Annotated in this window: 10 protein-coding genes; 2 read left to right on the top strand and 8 right to left on the bottom strand. The window is 59.8% G+C overall.

From position 1 onward, the window contains the following. Nucleotides 1-134 precede the first annotated feature (134 nt). A complete protein-coding gene (locus TBK1r_RS37135) occupies nt 135-9950 on the top strand; it encodes a tetratricopeptide repeat protein (protein ID WP_145221386.1) in 9816 nt (3271 codons plus the stop codon). Here the strand turns inward: TBK1r_RS37135 and TBK1r_RS37130 are convergent. Together TBK1r_RS37130 and TBK1r_RS37125 are read right to left on the bottom strand one after the other, a co-directional pair. Beyond that, entirely contained in the window at nt 9904-11433 is a 1530-nt protein-coding gene (locus TBK1r_RS37130) for a TrkH family potassium uptake protein (RefSeq protein ID WP_145223374.1), read from the bottom strand. The genes TBK1r_RS37135 and TBK1r_RS37130 overlap by 47 nt on opposite strands. 686 nt (nt 11434-12119) lie before the next feature. Next, nucleotides 12120-13829 carry an IS1182 family transposase gene (locus TBK1r_RS37125; RefSeq protein WP_419580133.1) on the bottom strand — a complete coding sequence of 570 codons (1710 nt, stop codon included), beginning with the start codon at nt 13827-13829 and terminating at the stop codon, nt 12120-12122. A 352-nt stretch (nt 13830-14181) separates the two neighbouring features. Between TBK1r_RS37125 and TBK1r_RS37120 the strand changes: the two genes are divergently transcribed. Further along, nucleotides 14182-14925 (top strand): SOS response-associated peptidase, encoded by a 744-nt coding sequence (locus TBK1r_RS37120; RefSeq protein ID WP_419580761.1) that lies wholly within the window; start codon nt 14182-14184, stop codon nt 14923-14925. A 167-nt stretch (nt 14926-15092) separates the two neighbouring features. Here TBK1r_RS37120 and TBK1r_RS37115 read toward each other — a convergent pair whose 3' ends face one another. The 6 genes from TBK1r_RS37115 to TBK1r_RS37090 all read right to left on the bottom strand — a co-directional run bounded on the left by TBK1r_RS37115 (nt 15093) and on the right by TBK1r_RS37090 (nt 19870). Further along, on the bottom strand, nt 15093-15665 hold the full coding sequence (locus TBK1r_RS37115) for an ECF-type sigma factor (RefSeq protein WP_095737444.1): 573 nt from the start codon (nt 15663-15665) through the stop codon (nt 15093-15095). Nucleotides 15666-15715: 50 nt separating this feature from the next. Further along, the gene (locus TBK1r_RS37110) at nt 15716-16576 is read right to left on the bottom strand and encodes an ATP-grasp domain-containing protein (RefSeq protein WP_145221377.1); all 861 of its coding nucleotides are present in this window, start codon (nt 16574-16576) and stop codon (nt 15716-15718) included. 13 nt (nt 16577-16589) lie between these two features. After that, nucleotides 16590-17366, bottom strand: a complete 777-nt coding sequence (locus tag TBK1r_RS37105) for a hypothetical protein (protein ID WP_145221374.1) — start codon at nt 17364-17366, stop codon at nt 16590-16592. A gap of 197 nt (nt 17367-17563) precedes the next feature. Continuing rightward, nucleotides 17564-18196 (bottom strand): hypothetical protein, encoded by a 633-nt coding sequence (locus tag TBK1r_RS37100; RefSeq protein ID WP_419580760.1) that lies wholly within the window; start codon nt 18194-18196, stop codon nt 17564-17566. A 145-nt stretch (nt 18197-18341) separates the two neighbouring features. Then, nucleotides 18342-18977 (bottom strand): PDZ domain-containing protein, encoded by a 636-nt coding sequence (locus TBK1r_RS37095; protein WP_145221371.1) that lies wholly within the window; start codon nt 18975-18977, stop codon nt 18342-18344. A 281-nt stretch (nt 18978-19258) separates the two neighbouring features. Then, nucleotides 19259-19870 (bottom strand): hypothetical protein, encoded by a 612-nt coding sequence (locus TBK1r_RS37090; protein ID WP_145221368.1) that lies wholly within the window; start codon nt 19868-19870, stop codon nt 19259-19261. Nucleotides 19871-20136 lie beyond the last annotated feature (266 nt).

The following is a 20136-nucleotide window of genomic DNA, read 5'->3' as shown; positions in this document are numbered from 1 at the left end:
CCGCCTCAATCTAGACAGGGCATCTGGAATTTTGCCCATTTGGCTTTCCCGGCCGCGAAAACGCTTGCGGACCGCGCCCGGGGGGCTTCATACTGATCCCCATTCGTTTGCTGCTCTTCGTTTTGGGGATCCCTGTGACACGTCCTTTGACCCACTGCGCGCCGACCCTTTCGTTCGTTCGCACCATCGGGCTACTCAGCCTGCTTTTGATGTTGATTCCGCTGTCGCTCGGCGCTCAGGACTCGGACGAACTTTCCGATCGCGAGCGAGTCGCTGCGGAGCGTTACCTTCAGGTCTTGCTGCGTCGGCCGCGTCCCGGCGTCGCGCTCGATCGCGTCTATGGATACCACGTCCAAAACGATTCGCTGGGCGAACTGGAGAAACAACTCTCTGATCCCCAGGCCGACGACGCCGGGGAACGTCAGATGGTTTGGGGATTGGTTCAGTTGCAGCGTGGTCGTGCGGCCGATGCGGCACAGATATTGACGGCCGCGGAATCCAAGTTGCCCGACGATGCGGCATGCAGTTTCTATCTCGGCCGCGCGTACTTGGCGGTCGGACAGACCGAGCAGGCGGCCGCCGCGATGGAACGAGCGCTCGATCGCGGGCCGTTGCGCGCCGAAGCGCTGCCGATGTTCACGCAATTGGGGAGGATTTACAGCCGCGCCGGCCAGCGGGAAAAGTCACTTGCCGTCTGGACTCGGCTGGAACAATTGTTTCCCGGTGACACGCGGGTCGGCGGCCAGATCGCGCGGACGCTTGCCGAAGAAGGGAATGACGACGAAGCCTTGCGGCGTTACGAACAGCTCGCGAAGAGTTCGAAACAACCCGATGAGAAGATCGCGATGGCCGTCCAAGCGGCCGAAATGCGACGCAGGATGGGAAACGCGGACGAGGCGACCGAGTTGCTTGAAAAGATTCTGGCACGGTTGAACCCTGGCAGCTGGCTACACACGGATGTTCGCAACCGGATCGAAGCCGGTTTTCTGAAGTCGGGTGACTACGACGCCTTGGCCGATTACTACAAACAACAACTTGCCGATCGGCCTGATGATCTGTCGCTGCAAACGCGTTTGGCCCGGATCCTGATCACCGCGGGCCGATTGTCGGAAGCCAAGACGCTGTTGGACGCTGTGGTCGCTCGTGCACCGGATGATACCGAAGCTCGATCGACATTGATCGATGTGTTGATCAATCAAAACAACGTCGCCGAAGCGGCCAATCAATTCAGCGAGCTTGCCAAGCGCGATGCGGATAATCCCGATCACCTGGTGCGGTGGGGACAGGTGTTGTTGGAGGACACCGAGACGCCGTTGGAGCAACGGCGTGACGCAGCGGCGGACGTTTGGTCGCGGCTGGCCGGCACCCGCAGCGACGACGCCGTGACGCTCTCGCAAGTCGCCGACTTGATGCGCGGCATCGATCGAAGCGAAGACGCGATCGAGCTATATCGCAAGTCGATCGAATTGGATCCCGGCTCGCCCCAATATCGAGAATACTTGGGCGAGTACTTGCATTCGCTCGATCGCAAGGACGACGCCGTCGAGGTTTGGAAGTCGATCGCCGAGGGTGATCGCCGCGGTCGTGAATCGTTGGTCCGGTTGGCCGAAGTGTTTGGGGCGTTCAAGTTGCCAGGTCTGGCACTCGACACGTGGGGAGAGGCCGCGGAATACGATCTGACGTTCGCGCAAGAGTTACGTTACGCGTCGAAGTTGACCGAGGCCAAACAATACGAAAACGCACTGCAACGTTTGGACGCGGCGGCCGAAATTGCGGAAACGCCGGATGAACAAGAACAGTTGCTCAAAGACCGCATCGCCGTCTATCAGGCATCGGGGACGTTGGAGCAACAGATTCGACAGGTCGAAGCCGGACCGGAGTCCGCCGACTCGCTTCGAACATTGGCGTTGATGCATAGTGCGGCCGGCGATCTGGTCAATGCGGAACGCTCGATTCAGCAAGCGCTGAAAATGGAACCGGACAACACCGACGTGTTGCTGGTAGCGGCGGACCTGGCCGAGCGTCAGAACCGATTGAGTGACGCCGCCGAACTGTTCGAACAACTCGCCACGGCGGACAACCGGTTCCGCACCAATTACTTGCAACGCGTCGCCGGTCTGCAAGTCCGGCTGGGACAGACCGATCAAGCGATCGAGACTTGCGAAGCCGTCATTGACGCCAATCCGGCCAGCCCCGAATCGTATCAGTTCTACGCGCGAACCGCGTTCGGCGTCAATCGCGACGAAGAAGCGATCGCCGCTCTGCGTCGGGCGATGACGGTCGCACCCCGCGACAACTCTCCGCGACGGATGTTGGCCAGCCATTTCGCCGATCAATACCGCACCGACGAAGCGATCGAATTGTATTGGCAGGCGTTGAACTATGAAGTCAAGCTGGATGACAAGATCAATGTCATCCGTGCTCTCGCACCCTTGTACGATCGCAAGACAGACCTGCAGACGTTGCTCGGTCGAATCGAAGAGATCAATCGCAAAGACGGCAACGCCCGAACGACCAGTTTGATGATCGCCGCTGCACACGAGTCCGTGCAGGACTTCGGTGCGGCGATCAGCGCGGTCGATCAGTTGCTCGCCGTCCAGCCGCGTGACGTCGCCTTGTTGGAAACCATGGTGCGTCTGGCCGATGCGGCCAACGAAGTGGAGCAGGCTGCAGAGTACCAAAAGCGAATCACCGAACTGGCCAACACGCCGGAAAACCGATTCAAGCTGGTGGAGTATCAACTGGAAGCCGGCACGATCGATGTCGCCCAGGCACTTTCGCAACGCTTGTCGTTTCTGTCGGATCCCTCGCGACTGGGCGGGATGGTGCGTTCGGCGGCGCGACGTGGTGACCTCAAGACGGCACGGGCGATTTGTGAAGAAGCCCTGCGAGCCGACGACAGTTTGTGGGACATCAAACTATCGCTCGCGCAGTTGTTGCTGATGGACCGAAGCGAAGCAGACGCCGAGTCGAACCGCGAGCGGGCGATGCAGTTGGTCCAGCAGATTCGTGCCGCCGACGTGCCGATGGATGCCCCGGCACCGACGCGACGCAAGCAGACGAACACGACCGTGTCGAGCAATGGATTGCCGGCCGGTTATCAGTCCAACCCGATGTACTGGAGTCAGTCGTCGTACCAATTGGCCCAAATGTTACGTGTCGGCCGATACGCCAACGCATCCTACTCGTATTCCACGCCTAGCGCGACGATCGAGGCCACGTCGTTCGGGCACGCCCGTGTGATCGCCGCATCTTTGATTTTGATGAATGAAGTGATCGGCATGCCGGACGATCAGGCGTCTGAGGCGGTGCAGGCAAAATTGGATTCGGAGTTTTCCGTCGAGGACTGGAACACGGTCACCGATGCGATGGAGATCTGGGAACACTTTGCGCTGATGAATGTGATGTCGTTGGTCAGCAATCAGCCCGTTGCAAGTCCATTCGGACCGACGCCGCCCAATCTCTCTGCGGCGGCGAAAGCCAAAGCGGACGCGTTGCGGCAGAATCAGATGAAGATGATGTGGCGGCTGGCCGAACTCGACCCCAACTATGGGATGACGCCACTGTTGCAATTCCTTTCTCAGCGGATGATGTCCGATTCGATGCCCGCCGAGCGGAAACCCGACATGACGCCATTGACGGAGAAGGAGCTTGAAATTCTCGCGTCGATCAACGAGCGCGTGCAAGCGTCGGGAATGTCGACCGGGGCGTTGATGGGGGCTCCTCCCGGCGCGGCGGAGATGATGTTTCAAGCGATTCTCGGTCACGAATTTAATCTGGCCGGCCAGGAAGAAAAAGCCGCGCAGTTCGCACCCGAGACTCCCGGTGCGGACGCCAGCTATGACGAAATCGTCGGCGCGATCCAGTTTTACCTCCGACTGGGAAAACCGGAGCAAGCCGACGGGTTGGTCAAGCAATTGCTGCCGGCCGCGCGACGCGAAAAAACCAAAGCGCCGGTTCAGGGATTCAGTCCCATCACCCAAATCATGATGGGCGGTGGCGAAGCGGCCAAAGCGTTTAGCGAACGACACGAGCGGTCGATGGTCGATGCCGTGATCGCGGGTTGGTCCAAGTCGACGCTCAACGCGGCCAGTCGCTCGACGGCCCTCGGCGATGGCTACGTCAATACCTACGCACAGACCGGTAGCGGCGGGTTTCGGTCGGTCCGTATCCGGGGCCCGCTCTCGCCGCGGTTGTTGGATTCCATACTTGCGCAACAGGTGCTGGCGTTTTCTGCGGACAACAGTGATGGGGCAACGAGCCAAGCTCAAACGCTCAGCGGCCAACCTCAAACGCCAACGCTCTCAGCGAATCTGATCGAGCATCTACAGACTCCACTCAGCGACGCGCCGCTGGAAGAACGAAAGACGCGCCGCGTCGTTGCCGCCTATGCCCATTGGTGGGCGGGGCGTCCGGAGAAGTGTTACGAACAACTGGTCGACCTTTGCACCGAATTCCCCGCCGATGTCGACTTGCAAATTGAGCGTGCCCGTTTGGCGAGCGAGCTGAAACAACCCCGTTTGGCGCTTGAGACGTTGGATTCCTTCAGCCCGCTGGACAGTCGCATGCTGGTCCGCAAGGAGATGGCTGCGATGAATCTGGCTGCCGAGATCGGGGACACCGAGCGAGCCAAGGTTGCTGCCGAGCGGTTGTTCGGCATGCGTTTGGACGTGCAGATGCAACTCGCCTTGGCCGACCAGCTGAAACGATTGGGGCTGAATGATCAAGCCAACGCGATGCTGGCGCGGACCCGTAGCGGCCGCGTCCGCGACGAGAACACCGAATTGCAGATTGCACGCGCGTTTCTTTCCGCCGGTGACAAAGAGGCCGCGGCCGAGGTCGCCTATTCGCTGATGCGACGACTTTCAGCTGGCCGGTCTCAAAGCAGCAACCAGTCGTATTATCAGCAACAAGTCGTTTCGATTCTGCAGTCGGCCGGCCGGCTGGAGCCACTGATCGAACGTGCCAAACGGCGCGTCGAATCATCGCCCAAAGCGATTCGTCCCAAGCAGGAACTGGCGGAACTGTATGTCGCCGCGGGTCGCGGTGACGAAGCCAACCAGGTCTGGGAAAACCTGTCCGACGACGTGCCGGTCAACGCTGCGCAAATGATCGCCCGCGCCGATGCGATGGTCAAAGCGAAACGAAACGCGGATGCCGTCAAGCTGTACTTGGATGCCTTCGAGAAAGATCCCAGTCGGTTCAACAACGATTACTACAAGATGAGCAATGCCGCACGGTCTGCGGGGGAAGAGACGATCGACGAAATGTATCGTCGGCTGATCAAGATCCCCGTGGAAAGTATTCCGACGTATCGGATGGACGAGCTGGCCCGGTTGGGATCGCGGAGCACGTTGAGTGATGCCCAACGAGAGTTCATCGCGCATTTGTTGAAATCACCCGCCGCCCAGGCACAGGTCTATAACATTGTTCGCAATCTGCCGGACGAGCAACGCAAGCAGATTCCGGAATACCGCGAGGCGATTCTGAATGCGGTGTGCAGCAACGACTCGTTTTCAGCCGAGTCCCAGCTGTGGAACGTCAACAGTCGCAGCAGCGGAGGGTTTGCGATCGGACCGCTCGCCGACGCGTTGGTGATGATTCAAACCGACACGGATGCCAATCAAAGATTCCGACAGGCGGCAGAGAACGCGAGTGAAAACGAGTCGCTCAAGGTGGGGGCGACGTTCCTGTTGGCACTGATCGACACCGACAAAGCGGAGAAGGTGCCCGATAGCCTGGCATCGATGCGGGCTTGCATCAAGCGTGAGCCGGACGACACTTCCACGACGCCGACGGTTTGCTCTGGATTGTTGTGGCAGGCCGGACAAGTGCTGGAAAAGGTCGAGGGCGTGTCTGCCGATTTCTTGATCGATCTGTATCAAGAGGCCAAGCGATCCGGTCGGATGTCCGGTAGCAGCCCGCAGTACACGTTGGACCATCGCTTGATCGATACCTACAAGAAGGCAGAGCGTTTCGATGAGGCCCGTGCGCTGTTGCTGGAGCTTTATCGCGTCACCGATTTTTCAAGCCAAAATCAGTACAACCCCGGTTACGGAGACTATCAGCAACTGCAGTTGAATCAGTGGGTGGCCGAACAACTGCTCGCGTGTCACTCGCCGATCGACGCCTTGATCGTTTATCAAGCGGGATTGTCCAAGCCGGAAAGTTTTGAACGTGCGGCGCGTTGGGGTGGCAGCCGCACTTCGAAGCAGGCGTTCGAGAACGGAGCGGAAGCGGCGGCGGAGAAGATCACACCGGATGTCGCGGCAAATCATCTGGTCCGTCAGGTGGAGGCTTGGGAGAAGGACTTCGAATCCAGCCCGGTCGAATTGATGGAGGCGTCCGCGGAAACGATCATGGCCTCGGACTTGCCATCGAGTTTGGGGCTTGCGATCCGAGTGGCGGTTGCGGACGAGGAAGCTCGGGGCACCGTCGCGGCGTTTGCGGAAAAGGTCGGCAAGCTGTCGGAGGTTCACAGCGAATCGTGGCACTTGGCGGCGCTGCAGTTGATGACGGCCTGTTACCTGGGCGATGATTCCACGACCTCGCTTGCCGACACGTTGTTCGAACGTTTGCCGGCCGAGTCGGAACTGACCGACGAGAACAATCAGACCATCGACCGCGTCAAGGCGACCGCACTGTTTGATCTGTATCCGGTCGCGCGGGCGGCCAGTCGATCGGAGAACAAAGCCGACCATGAGATCGGTGCGCGATTGGTCGGCTACCTCAGCAGGGTGGCCGAATCCGCCAACGACTCGTCGATCGCGTTGGCGTTGGCGGAGATCAGCGGAGACGCGTCGCAGTCCATTTCCCGAATCTTGGATTTGATCACCGCCCAGTCCCAACCGAATGCGCCGCTGTCGCAAGCGTCGGTCGATCGGTGTTTGCAGGTCGCCAAGGACGCCGCCAAGGCCGGTGAGATCGACACCTCGATGCGGGCCTTGCAATTGGCGTTACAAAACGGTCCGCCGCTGCGCAAACTGTCGACCGGAGGCGATGCGTTTGCGATCACTTCGTCACGCAATCAGCCGGTGTTCAGCTCTCGTGAACAGCAGACGGAAATGGATCTGTTGGCCGACAAGGTTGACGCCGTGACCGATGCGTTGTCCCAAGCGATGGGCGTTCCATTTGAATTCAAGCTCAGTTCTTACCAGAGCGATCGTGAACGGCAAGTCGATCGCCAGGCGATGAGCCGTGTGACCGATGCCTACTTGGAGATCTTCGCCCCGGCCAATCGGCCCGGCACGGTATTCGACTATTCCCAAAAGATTGCGACGTCTTCCTACGACCGGATCCGATCCGATGACGACATCGTCGTCTCTTCGGCATCGATGGTGCTGGCCACTGCGGCGGCGGCCAGCGGTCGAGCCGACGAGGTTGCGGTGACGCTGCAGAAACGTTTGGCATCGGCCGACCAGAACGTGGAGTTGTCGATCGCGTTGGTTCAACTCTCCTTTGCCGCCGGTCAGATGGAGCGTCTGGCCACGTCGCTGGAACGCATGATTGAATCCATCGGCAAAGAACTTCCTCCGCTGGGGCAAAGACCCGCCGGCAGCGGGCCGGTGACGACGATCACCAGCCAGATGGCCAGTGAGTCGCAAAAGAAGTCGGAAGTGGTCGATCGGGTGATGCATGCCGTCTGGCCGATCGTTGCGTCGGATTTGATCAGCGATGCGAAAAACAAAGGTGATGCAAGTTTGGCGGCGGTCACGAAGCATGTGGCTGAATTGCTCCGGCGCACCGAATCGTTGATCGGTTCAGACAGCTATACCGCCAACCGGCACCGCGAAATCCGCCGGCGGCTCGCGCTGCGGTACGTGGCGATCGCCAAGGCCAGCGGCGATATCCAAGTCATCGACGACTACATCCAATCCGAGTTGGACACGATCGAGACGCAGCCCTACCCCAGTGGAGTCGACCTGCAAGATTACAAGCGGCGCGCCCTGGAGCGGTTGACGGTCAGCATGATCGATGACTCCTTGACCGATCAGATGGATCCCGTTTTCCGCCAAGCCATCACCAAGCATCTCAACACCCAACGCAACTATTCCAATCGGTTTGAATCCCATGTTTGTCTGGCGATTTCACAGTTGGCCGCTGACAAGCAGATCGAGTTATTGCAGAAGTTGACGTTCGGCCGCGACGGTGACCATCCGATCGCGTACTTCGACGCGCTGGTCAGCTACGAGATTCCGCCGCCGCTGGTGCGACGACAGCACCCGAAGCTCGATGCAGTCATCAATCTTCCGACCAGCACCGAGGACTATCCGGTCGTCAATTCGTTGGTGATGTTGATCGATGCCGCAGTCACGGCCGGGCAAGCCGAGTCGGTCATGGAGCATCTTCAGCGAAATCGACAAGCCGTCGGTGATGAAGCTGACATGGCCGCGGCATTATTAAGATTGGCAGCGGCCAAATCGAACGACGACGAAACCGCTGCGGTGCTCAATGAAATCGCACCGATGTTGCGCGCGGTTGGTGATCGGATGGCCCAAAACCTTCCCAAACAAAACGACAAGAGTCTTCGGTTCCCGGCATTGGAGACGCATTTGATCGTTCGTGCGGTTGAAGCGGGGCTTCCGGTCGCGATTGCGGAACCGATGATCCGCAACGTGAAAACCTACGCGATTCGCGGACAACGAAACTTTATGGTTTCTGCGGTGGCCCGCGCGACGGCAAAGATGGGCGTCGGTCGCGCGGCCGGCGCGACGACCGATTCCCCGTTGGAACATTTTGATGTCGTCCCAATCTCCGCGCGCTATCGCGGTGATAACGTGCGATTACCGCCGCTCTATGCCGTCAGTCCCGAAGGCTGGATCAGCGGGACCAGCGGGTATGAACAGTCGCACTTGATGTTCAAGTATCCGCTCAGCGGTTCGTTCACGTTCTCGGCGGAGATTGAAGACGGGGGCTGGGGCGAAGCCGACGTCGCCTATGGGGGTGTGATCTACCAAGGCAACGGATGGCAACAAACGGCCAAGATTTTGGGGATGGGCAATCGTGGACAGGTCGAGTTCAAGGTCGGGGCGATCCGCCAAGGCAAACCCAACGTCGAAGCGGTTTCGGTTTCGGCCGACCGTGTTGAAGCGTTGTGCAACGGCGAGCCCTATGTCACTGACACAGTGACAGGGTCGTATCCCTTCGTCTCGGTCCATCACCACAAGTATCGCACGACGAAGTTTCGTGACGTGCGATTTTCGGGATCACCCACGATTCCCGACGAAGTCAATTTGATCGATCCGACGATGCGTGGCTGGGGCGTGCTGACGCGTGGAAAGTCGATTCCAAAGATGTTGCTCCCGATCGGGCCGAAGCAAAATGAGCAATCGATCCTCAAGTTCCGCGAAAAGATGGAAGCGGACTTGGCGAAGGGGCCTTTGGCGGATGGGTGGAGTGTTCGCGAGGGACAATTGCACTACAACGGCAAGCGCGCCAGTTCCGGTGGCCGGGCGAGCGAGTCGGCCAGTCACATCGAATACCTGCGACCGATTCAGAATGGGGAATCGATCGAGATCGAATTTTATTGGAAGACCGGAGAAACGGAGTTCTCGCCGACGATCGGACGAACGGTGATGCGATTGGGGCCGGAGGGAACGACACCGGATTGGATCATCGCCAACGGTGACTTGGCATCGGTCGGGTTCATCAACGTGGCAAACGTCGACCCGCCCTATTCGGCCATCGCGGCGGACAACGTGCCGAAGGATGACGCTTGGAATACGTTGGTCATGTCACGCGACGGCGATCAGTTGTCACTGACGCTGAACGATCAACCGCTCACAGCGATCCCGGTCCGCGGCCATGAACGACCGGGTATTTACCGTCACGAGAAGTGTGACGTGACCGTCCGCAAGATTCGATTGACGGGCGATTGGCCCGACGAGGTTCCGGCGGAATTGATTATGTCCTTCGCCAGAAGGTCGGGAAGACCAACACCAGCACGCTGAAGACTTCGACGCGACCGAGCAGCATCAACCAGACGAACAGGAACTTGGCGCCTTGGCTGAATCCGGCGTAGTTCTGCGTCGCGCCGACGACACCCAGTCCGGGGCCGATGTTGTTGAGCGTGGCGGCCACGGCGCTGGCACAATCGAGCAGTTTTTCGTCCAGCGTGTTGTCTTCGACCCTCTCCGTTGATGTTTCGGAATAGCCCCACGTCGAGCTCGGTTCGAAGGTGACCAACAGCATCCAGGAGGCGATGAAAATTCCCAGGATCAAACAGAAGTAGACCATGATGCCGCGGAGCATCGCCGGATCGTCGGCGGTGGTGCCGCCGATCCGAATCAGCCGGACGACGCGTGGGCGATACGAAAGTTCGATCTCGCGGAGCAGGATTTTGTAGAACAGCACGTGCCGAATGACTTTCATTCCACCGCCGGTGCTGCCGGCGCATCCGCCGATGAACATCAACACGAGCAGGCTGCCGCGGGCAAAGTTATTCCAGCGATCGAAGTCGGCCGTCCCGTAGCCGGTGGTGGTCATCACCGAGACGACTTGAAACAGCCCGTTGCGAAAGCCTTGCCCGAGGGATTCAAAGCCGACGTCACCGGCACGCATCCCGAACAGCAAGATACACCCGCTCAGTCCGGCGATGATTCCGATAAAGGTTTGAAACTCCACATCCTGAAACAGCTGCCGCGGCCCGCCCATCAGGGTTAAATACAGCAAGGTGAAATTGGTGCCGGCCAGGATCATGAAGAGGATGGTGGTGTATTCGATCAGTGGGCTGTCGAATCCGCCCAGCGATCGGTTGTAGGTACTGAACCCACCGGTGGCCATGGTTCCGAAGGCGTGACAGAGTCCGTCAAAGAGCGTCATGCCTTCGAGCATGTAGATCGCCGTCAGGATCGCGTTGAGGCCACAGTAGATACCGGCGAAGACGAGCGCGGTGTGTTGCATCCGGGGCATGCTGCCTTCTTTGCTCGGCCCCGGCATTTCGGCGCGGACCATCGCCTTGCCCGCAGATCCTTGACCGAGGATGGCGACGAACAACACGACGATCCCCAGTCCGCCCAGAAAGTGCGTCCAGCTCCGCCAGAAGAGGATGCAGTGTGGCACGGAACTCGGGTTCTCCAAGTCCGTCAGGATGGTCGCGCCGGTCGTGCTGAAGCCGGACTGCGATTCGAACATCGCTTCGATGAACGTGATCGGTTGATCGGCAGCAATTTCGGTTCCGGCCAAGTAATACGGCAACGCGCCCAACACGGTCGCCAGCACCCAACTGAGTCCGACGACGGCCATCGCTTCCTTACGAAACAGCGGTTTACCGCGATTGCCGCGTCCGCTGACCAGCAACAGCGTCCCGACCAACAAGCTGATCGCCATGCTCAAGACCAGGCCGCGAATCCCCTCGCGTTCCAACGCCTCGGCCGCAGGCAGATGGGTGCGGTTGGCCAGCAACGGAAACGCAAACGGCAGGCTGAAACTCATCGATCCGCCGATCAGCAGACAGACGATGCCAAGCACACGGCTGAGAAGTCGAAAATTCAAGGCTTGCGGGTCCTATCGGGGGAATCAGCTGTTTTCCGCCAGGATTGTAGTGCGTTTGTGCAGAATGTCGCGGGTGGCGATTGGCATCCGGTTTGCTTTTCAAAACTCCCGGCCTCGAAAAACCCTTCCCCAGGGGATGAACGACGGCTAGGCGGTCGGCGCTGGAGGCGGCGTCGATCGCCACTTTTACGGTGTTTTCCCGCGTCTTGATCGGGCTGATTCGGGCCGGAGGCGGTGCCGAGACCATGCGGCAACCGGTGCATTTTGCAACACGCAAATTGATACACTGGTTGTGGCATCGAAAGAGATAGCGGAACGGCGCGAGCCGTCCGGTGGAGGCGTTGAATACGCGTTGACGGACCGGAGGGCTCGCGCCCTACCGCTAACCGCAACAGCAGGAGATAACGGAACGGCGTGAGCCGTGCGGTGGAGGCGTTGCAACCGCGTTGACGGACCGGAGGGCTTGCGGCCTGTCGATTTAGTTCCTGGGGACGGTTGATTCGATTTTGGTTCCGGACGAGGCTTTTATGGTGCTATGCGGGGCATCCAGAGTCGTTGGTAAGCGTGTTGACGGGATCGTGGCGTTCGCTTGTGGCGGATTTCGTTCGAAATGCCCCCTATCTCCCCTAGTTTGCTGTTCCGAGCGATTGTGTCGCCGCGGCGGCGCGCAGCTTCGCCAAGTAACTCATGATTTTCTTCAGATTGAATCCGGTCGCCGCCCAGCGCCATTCTTGATTCACACCTGCGATACCTCGAAGCAGGAATCGCCGCATATCAAGCGTGCTCTTGATCACGGCGAAAGGCGTTTCACCGAAATGCTGACGACGAGAGTAAGCCTCTTTGGCTGCAGGCGTTTCCATTCGCGCACGCTGCCGACGTCGCGCTCCTTCATGCTCATCATGCATCGTCTCGCGACCACGTGGCGGGCCAGGCTTGCGACCACGTCGCTTGCCCGCTCGCTTGTCCGACGAGGTCGCTTCGCTGGACTCCTGGGACGATGCCTCGCTGCTGCTTGCCTCGTCTTTTGGCTTCACGTTCTTGCGACAACGCCCAGCCAGCGTGCAGCCCTCGCATTCAAAACAGGTGTAAACCTTTCGCTGCACCGGAGAGCCGTCGCCATGCGTCGTGTTCTCGGTCGTCCGATGTGAAAGCACTTTGCCTGCCGGGCAGTAATAGCAGTCGTTCGCTTCGTCGTACACAAACGCTGCTTTGTCAAATCGTTTGGTTTGTGGATTAACCGGCAACTGATCAATCTGATCGGCGGCAACGGGCTCAGTCAAATCCGAACGCTCGGCAGGGTTGTTCTCGCGATTGGTTTCGGCAAGCGGGCCAATCAGTTCGATCTGTTTTTCCTCAGCCGCAGTGAGGTTTTTGCCCGTCGTGTAAGCCGAGTCAGCCATGACTCGCTTAATGTCAATTCCAAAGTCGTTGGCCACACAGTCGACGATGGTGGCAAATTCGTGGTGTTCGACGTTGCCGATCAAGACGTCCGCCGCAACGATCAGGCCGCTCTGCGTTTCGGTCGTCGCCATCGGAGTAAAGTTGGCTGCGTAACCACCCTCCTTATTGGGAAGAATGCGACTGTCCGTGTCAGTCTTGGGTAACTGGGCGGGGCCCTTCGTCCCATTTTTCCTGCGGACTTCGTCCATCGCATTGACCGTCTCCAGATGAGCGGCCAGTTGTGAGCGTCGTGACTTCAAGTTGGCGACGGCGGCGGGTAGGCGGTCCGCCGAAACGTCCTGTCCGATGAGATCTTCGTCGCATGCGTCGTTGACTTCGAAGGTTTCCAGGGCCTCATCAATTTGCGCGTCAAGTTCTTCGAGTGCTTTGGCTAATCGTTTGGCCGTCCAAGTCTTGTATTTGTTGGCGTCAGCCAGGATGCGTGTGCCGTCGATGCACAGTTCCGAGAGATTGGCGATCCCCAGGTTGATCGCCAGCTTGACCATTTGTTTGAAGATGCCTTTGACTGCATCACTATTGTTTCGGCGGAAGTCGCTGATCGTGCTGTGATCGATGCGGCGACCGCTGCTAAGCCAGATAAAATCGATCGAATGCTTGAGTTCGTATTCAATGTTCCGGCTGGATCGGATTCGCCGAATCATGGCAAACAGCAGGATCTTTGCCATTACGCTGGGATGGATCGGCGGCTGACCGAATCCGCCGTTGTAGGCCGCCTCCCAATCAGTCCAGTCCATCTGATCGAGAATCTCGTCGACCAAGCGAACGGGATGATCCTGAGGGATGAGTTCCTCCAGGGCGGTGGGAATGAGGACCAGTTGCCCGCGTGGTGTAGGAGCTTCCTGCCAATAGCTGGTCTTGGGTTGTCTCTGGCTCACTGGGCAAGCCTCCCTGCGTGAGAAGTGAATCGCGACGACGATCCGCCAAGAATAGCAAACATCGTGACGATGCCTACTAAGCCACCTCCCCTCGTTTTGTGGATACACTAAACCGACAGGCCGCTTGCGCCCTACCGCTAACAGCAACAGCAGGAGATAGCGGAACGGCGTGAGCCGTGCGGTGGTGGCGTTGAATACGCGTTGACGGACCGGAGGGCTCGCGCCCTACCGCTAACCGCAACAGCAGGAGATAGCGGAACGGCGCGAGCCGTCCGGTGGTGGCGTTGCAACCGCGTTGACGGACCGGAGGGCTCGCGCCCTACCGCTAACCGCAAATTGGGGACTCTTTATCGTGTGTGGTCGCATCAATCTTCGCACTCCCGCGGCCGCGTGGACGCAAGAGTTTTTGCCGCTGTGGTCGCAAGAGGAGATTGCCGCGAAGGCGGCCGAGTATGAAAGCACCGCGCGGTACAACATCGCGCCGACCCAACAGGTGTCTTGCGTGCGGGCCGCCGCCGACGGCCCTCGACGCGAGTGGGTGATGCTGCGTTGGGGACTGGTCCCGTCATGGGCCGACGATTTGGCGATCGGCAATCGGATGATCAACGCCCGCAGCGAGACGGTGCACGAAAAGCCGTCGTTCAAGAAAGCGTTTGCCAGTCGACGTTGTCTGATCCCCGCCGACGGTTATTACGAGTGGATGAAGACGGCCGATGGAAAGCAGCCTTACCTGATCGAGCCCGTCGATGGCGGCGTGCTGGCGCTGGCGGGTCTTTGGGAACGCAACCGCAAGATCGAGGGCGACGACCGGCCGATCGAAACGTTTACGATTTTGACCACGGCCGCCAACGAGACGACACGGTCGATTCACGATCGGATGCCCGTGATCCTGGATCCCGACGGGCAAGCGGCATGGCTGGAACAGGATCGCGACGATCCGAGTTCCCTGCGCGAATTGCTGCGGCCGGCGCCTGTGGATCTGCTGACCGCCTTTCCGGTATCCAAAATCGTCAACAGTCCGCGCAACGACGTGCCGGAGTGCGTCCAGCGCATCGAATTGTCGGAAGGGTCATCGCAGCAGCAGGATTTGTTTTAATGCTGCGTCTACTTTTAGATTTGGAGTGCCGCAATTACCACTGAGCCCACGGATGGCAGCGCGAACCCACGGATTTTCGGCACCCTGTCATCCGTGGGTTCGCGCTGCCATCAGTGGGTATTATTTTCGATGGTTAGCCCAGTAAAAAAGCGAACGCCAGTCGCTCTCTACTCCTCTCGCAACTGCTGATACAGCTTCGCGCGAGCCAGTCTCCAGTCGCGTTCGACGGTCCCCTCGCTGACGCCTAAGACTTCGGCGGTTTCGGGAATCGACAATCCTGAGAAGAACCGCAACTCGACGACTTCGCGCTGCCGTGGCGAGTCCTTTTCGAGCACTTCCAGAGACGCTTCCAGGTCTTCGAATCGGCAACCGTTGCTGGTTTCGAAATTCTCCAGCACGACGTCCAGCGAACCTCGTTGGTACTCGCCGCCACGTTTGGTCGTGTTCCGTCGTCGCGCGTGGTCGATCAAGATCTGACGCATCGCGCGGTTGGCGGCGGCGAAGAAATAGCGCCGGTCGGTCGCGTTGCCGATCGCATCGGAATCGAGCAACCGAATGCAGGCTTCGTTGACCAGCGCGGTGGCCTGCAGCGTGTGGTCGCTGCGCTCGCGACGCATCAGCGCCGACGCCATCTGTCGAAGTTCGCTTTGGAGTTGTTCGAACAGTTGTTCTTTGACGGAATCGTTGCCGCGTCCGAGTTCACGCAGCATCATCGAGACGTCGTTGGGGGGCTGATTCATTCCTGCCGACCTTGCAAATAGCGGTGAAAGCCAGGCGGCAGTGTACTCTTTCAGACCAAAAACTCCAAAATCGCGTCGGCAAGCTTGTTTTCACAGGCGTCGTCGAACGCCACGAACATCGGGAACGAGTTGATTTCTAAGAAAACCGGATCGCGAAATCCGTCGCGGCAGCGGAAGTCCAGCGCACAGTAATCGAAACCGATTTGTTCGACCAATTGATGGATCGACGGGTCGAGTTCCGGCGGGACCTCGACCGCGTGGACGACCACGTTGTCGTCGGTCCGGTAATCAATTTCGGTCGTTTGCAGGTGAAACGCATGCAGGTTTCCGCCGATCGAGAAGACCCGCACGTTTTCGCCGTCGAGTCGTTCCTGGACGAATTGTGGCGTCCGTTCCATCAATCGCGACGGATCGTCGATCACGTCGCGGACGATGATCGCATGGTCGCCGCCGGCGAGCGGTTTGATGATCTTGGATTCGGGGTCGGGAATCGATTCCAGTGGCGACAGGTCACCCAGTACGGTGGTTTGTGGAATCACAAACCCGCAGTCGCGGGCGCGGACCAAATTGCGTGACTTGTTGTTTCCATCGCCGACGGTGCTTCGGTTGAGCAATCGAATCGCAGGCCAAGCCAATGCAAACGATTCGGCGACGTCGTAGGCGGCGTGATTGGCGACCGCGTCGCAGTCAAACACGTTGAAACGCAGAAACATCGCCGCAGGCCGCAACGCCACGTCGCCGAGATCAATTTCGGGCGTTTGAAAATCCCAGGCGATCTGGCGAGCGTCCGGCCGGTCGGTGTCCCAGAAGAAATAGTCGACGCCACGCAGGTGGGCTTGGTCGACGATGCGTTGGGTGTTGGGGTCGGATTCACCGCCGACGATCACCAGGTCTATGTTGCGCGCGTTCATCTTTAAGAGCCACTTACCAGCGGCGAAAGTTTTTCCACGGCCGGGGGATGTTCTTGAAGGGACTTGAGGGCACTTTGAATTGCGGCTTCCTGGTCGAGCCCTCTTCGCCCCAGGCTAGCGTGGTGGCGTTTGGCGTGCGGTTGGATTCTTCACCCACCGCGTGGGTCGTCACCTGAGACTCTTCGCCGGAACGGTTGGTCGTGATGGGGTTGGGCGTCGGTTGGCCTTCTTCACCCACGGCCATCGTCGTCGCACGTCGTCCGTCTTCACCCAGACCGTACGACAATGTCGTCGGCGGTTGGGTCGACTCTTCACCGATCGCATGGGTGGTGGGCCGAGCGGTCGGCGGCTTGGTCGACTCTTCACCGACGGCCTTGGTGGTGATCTGAGGCGTCGGCGGCTTGGGTGATTCTTCGCCGACCGCGTAGGTAGTGATTTGATTGGCCGGTGGCCTGGACGATTCTTCGCCGACGGCTTTGGTGGTGATTTGATTGGCCGGTGGCTTGGATGATTCTTCGCCGACTGCCAGCGTGGTGGCTTGCTGATAGGGCGGGTGGGTTTGGGGTGGCAGGCTGGGCGGGTTGCCTTCTTCACCGAGTGCGAAAGTGGTGAGGCGTCCAGAGCCACCGGACTGTGCCGACGCAGTGGTTTCGTCGAGCACCTGGTAGGCGGCTGCGGAAGACAAACCGGCGACGACCAGTCGACGCAGAAAATCGCGACGGGGGACTTCACCGCGAAGGGCTTGTTCGACGATCGCGTCCACGGCCGGGTTGGTGTTGGGGTCAGACATGAGATCGCCCTTTTGGAAATGAGTTGGGTGTGGGTGTCACAGAGTCGGGTCGCAGGGGATGAAGCACTTGTTGGGGTGCAGTCATTGGGTGCCGAACGTTCGTCTGAAGCCGAATGCCGCTGATTCAAGCTTAGCTGACAAAGAAACCCCGCATCGAGATCGATGCGAGGCCGGGAGAAATGATTTCTGCGATTGGCTCACCAACCGCGTCGGACGCTACGGCTGCGGAAGACCGTCGCTCGTGGTGTCGAGTTTTGGTAGACCGATGCCGTCGTTCCGCTGCTGTAGTTGCCGCCGGTGTAGCTGGGCGTGCTGGTCGGGTAAACGGGGTAGCTCGGATTGGAGGATTGGCGATTGTCGATCGCTTCGGACGACGAACTGCCGTAGGTGCCCCAGGTTCGGGTGACGGCATTGGAGCGGGCGTTGGCCCAGTTGCCGTTGGCGACCGCGTTGCTGTTGCTGCGGGCAAATCCGCCGACGGTGCGGGCGTAGGAATTGGAGTGAGAGCGGGCACCCCAGCCGTTGGCCGACGAGTTGCCGTTGCTGATCGCGACACCGCCGTGGGAAACGGCTCGGCTGTTGCCGGTGGCGTAGCCGCCGTTGAATCCGCTGCCGGTCATCGTCGATCGGGCATAGCCGCCGCCGCTGGCGACCGCCGAGGAATTCAGTCGGGTGTTGCCTCGTCCGTAAGCACTCGAGATGGCGGTGCCGCCGGTCGAATAGCTGGACGCGGAGACTTGGGCGTGGGCGTTGCTGCTCAGTACGTCGGTGGTCAGTGCGGCGAAGGTGGTCAGAGCGACAAAGGCGAAGGTGGTTGCGAAGCGTTTCATGGGTCTGTTCCGAGTGGTAAAGTGGGTCAACGAGCTGGTGAAGTGGGTGGCGGCCGTTGTGGTCGGCCTTCACCAGACACCTGCGTCGCGACCTTCCAAACCCCTCAACGATTCTTGAAAAGTTTTCTTAGTGGTGTTGGGCACACTACAAAGACTGCCGCAGCGCCGCTCGGACTTCGCGTTTGACAGCTTCGCCGAGCGTGCTTTCCTGCAATTGCCGCTCGATCTCCGCCGCCGTGCCCCGCAATCGGATCGGTCCCTCGATCATTTCCGGCAGCGACATTTCGAGCGCGATTTGGTCTCCGGCACGACTGACCGAAACGGCGCGACTGCCAGAACCGGAACGAATCGCTGACGTGCTGACGCTGGTTCCGCCAGGTTCGTCGGCGGGAACCGGGGGCGCAAACATCTGGTCCAAGAAGCCGTTTTCCATGGCCCCGGGGTGCAGCACCCGCGTGCGGCCGCGGCGCAGCACCACGATCGGAAACGCCGGGTCCGGCTGCCGGAGTGCATCGCCGGTGATCATTGCTCGCCCGCCGGCTTCCAGGATGACGTCACCGGCACGCAGTCCGGTGCCGGCCGCGGCCGACCCCGCCGTGACGGATTCGACCAGCACGCCGCGTTTTTTACCCAGCATGGGTAGATGCAGACGCAGCAGGCGAGGCACGGGTTTGAGGGTCAGATCCGGTTCCGGCTCGGCGGTCGCAGGTGGCGACTGGGCGAAGACGGCAAACGCGACGAGCAGGGTTGCGGCGGTGCCGCTGAAGAGTCGAAGGGCCATGGGGCAAGTCCTCAAATGGAGTCGGGGTTTGGAAACGAACGGAAAGAAAGCGGGGGTGATTTGAAAGTCCTTGTCGTCGGCGTTGCCGCCCAGACGCTGGCGCGAGCCCAATGTCTCCTACCTTCAAACCAATCGGGGTATTGTTTGTTAGCGGTAGGGCGCGAGCCCTCCGGTCGTTCAACGTCAAACCGGACGGCTCGCGCCGTTCCGCCACCTCCTTCAATGCCAACGCAAAAAAGCCCCCGACCGAGGTCGGAGGCTTGGTGGCGGTTGCGTTTCGTTTAGCGGCCGAACATTCGGATCCCGCTGCTGCGGATGACTCGGGTGGGCGTCGAGCGGGAATTGGTCGCGTTGGGTTGGCTTTGATAGACTTGGCCTTGATAAACCTGACCTTGATAGACCTGGCCACCCCACTGTCGCGTGTGGCTCTTGGAGTACGCTTTGGTGTGTTGTCCGTAGCCGGTCGAATGGCTGCCGCCGTAGACTTGGCCGCCCGACGTGCCGGTGTGTCCGCCACTGATCACGCGTCGGTTGCCGCCCTGGGTGACCACTCCGCCGTGGCTGACGTGGGCACCGCCGCGTCCGAGATTCAGTTGAACGTTGTGGGCCGCCCCGGCTTGGCCGCCGCCGACACCGATCGAGTTGCTCAAGGCGATCCCGTTGGGGCCGGCTCCGAGGGCGAATCCGTGACCGAAATCGACTCCGTTTTTCGAACTGCTGCGGGTTTTGGCGATTTGGATCATGCCGCTTGCGTTGGCACCGGCTCCGGCACGTCCGCGGGCGATGTCGACCCAAGATCCGGCCGATTGGGCGGAAACTTCAGCGGGCGAAGCCGCCAGGGCGAGGGTGAACAGGGTGGCGGCGGCGACGGTGCAGAGGATTTGGCGTTTCATGGTTTTGTCTCGGTGGAGTGTTTGTTGAATCGGGTGAGTTGCCTGACACACGACCCTGCGGCAGCCGCGGTGAAACCCCTGAAACAAAACCTGAAAAAAGGTGACAGAGGACTGGGAACCGCTTCATCACTCCGTGCGTTACGGCCTGAAACGCTCTGTTTTACGAGGTTGTAGCGGCAGGGCGCGAGCCCTCCGGTATCCGCTTGAAACGCGTTGAAACACCGGAGGGCTCGCGCCCTGCCGCTAACGCTAACGAGAATCACTCC

The sequence above is a fragment of the Stieleria magnilauensis genome (assembly GCA_007753675.1).
GTDB classification, from domain to species: Bacteria; Planctomycetota; Planctomycetia; order Pirellulales; family Pirellulaceae; genus Stieleria; species Stieleria magnilauensis.
The sequence above is the reverse complement of the archived record's forward strand: the minus strand, read 5'-3'. Positions and strand labels throughout refer to the sequence as shown.

Bases quoted from the DNA above. Each gene is read 5' to 3' on its own strand.
- TBK1r_RS37130 (WP_145223374.1), bottom strand. From the start codon at position 11,433: ATGAGTTTCAGCCTGCCGTTTGCGTTTCCGTTGCTGGCCAACCGCACC.
- TBK1r_RS37115 (WP_095737444.1), bottom strand. From the start codon at position 15,665: ATGAATCAGCCCCCCAACGACGTCTCGATGATGCTGCGTGAACTCGGA.
- TBK1r_RS37110 (WP_145221377.1), bottom strand. From the start codon at position 16,576: ATGAACGCGCGCAACATAGACCTGGTGATCGTCGGCGGTGAATCCGAC.
- TBK1r_RS37105 (WP_145221374.1), bottom strand. From the start codon at position 17,366: ATGTCTGACCCCAACACCAACCCGGCCGTGGACGCGATCGTCGAACAA.
- TBK1r_RS37100 (WP_419580760.1), bottom strand. From the start codon at position 18,196: ATGAAACGCTTCGCAACCACCTTCGCCTTTGTCGCTCTGACCACCTTC.
- TBK1r_RS37095 (WP_145221371.1), bottom strand. From the start codon at position 18,977: ATGGCCCTTCGACTCTTCAGCGGCACCGCCGCAACCCTGCTCGTCGCG.
- TBK1r_RS37090 (WP_145221368.1), bottom strand. From the start codon at position 19,870: ATGAAACGCCAAATCCTCTGCACCGTCGCCGCCGCCACCCTGTTCACC.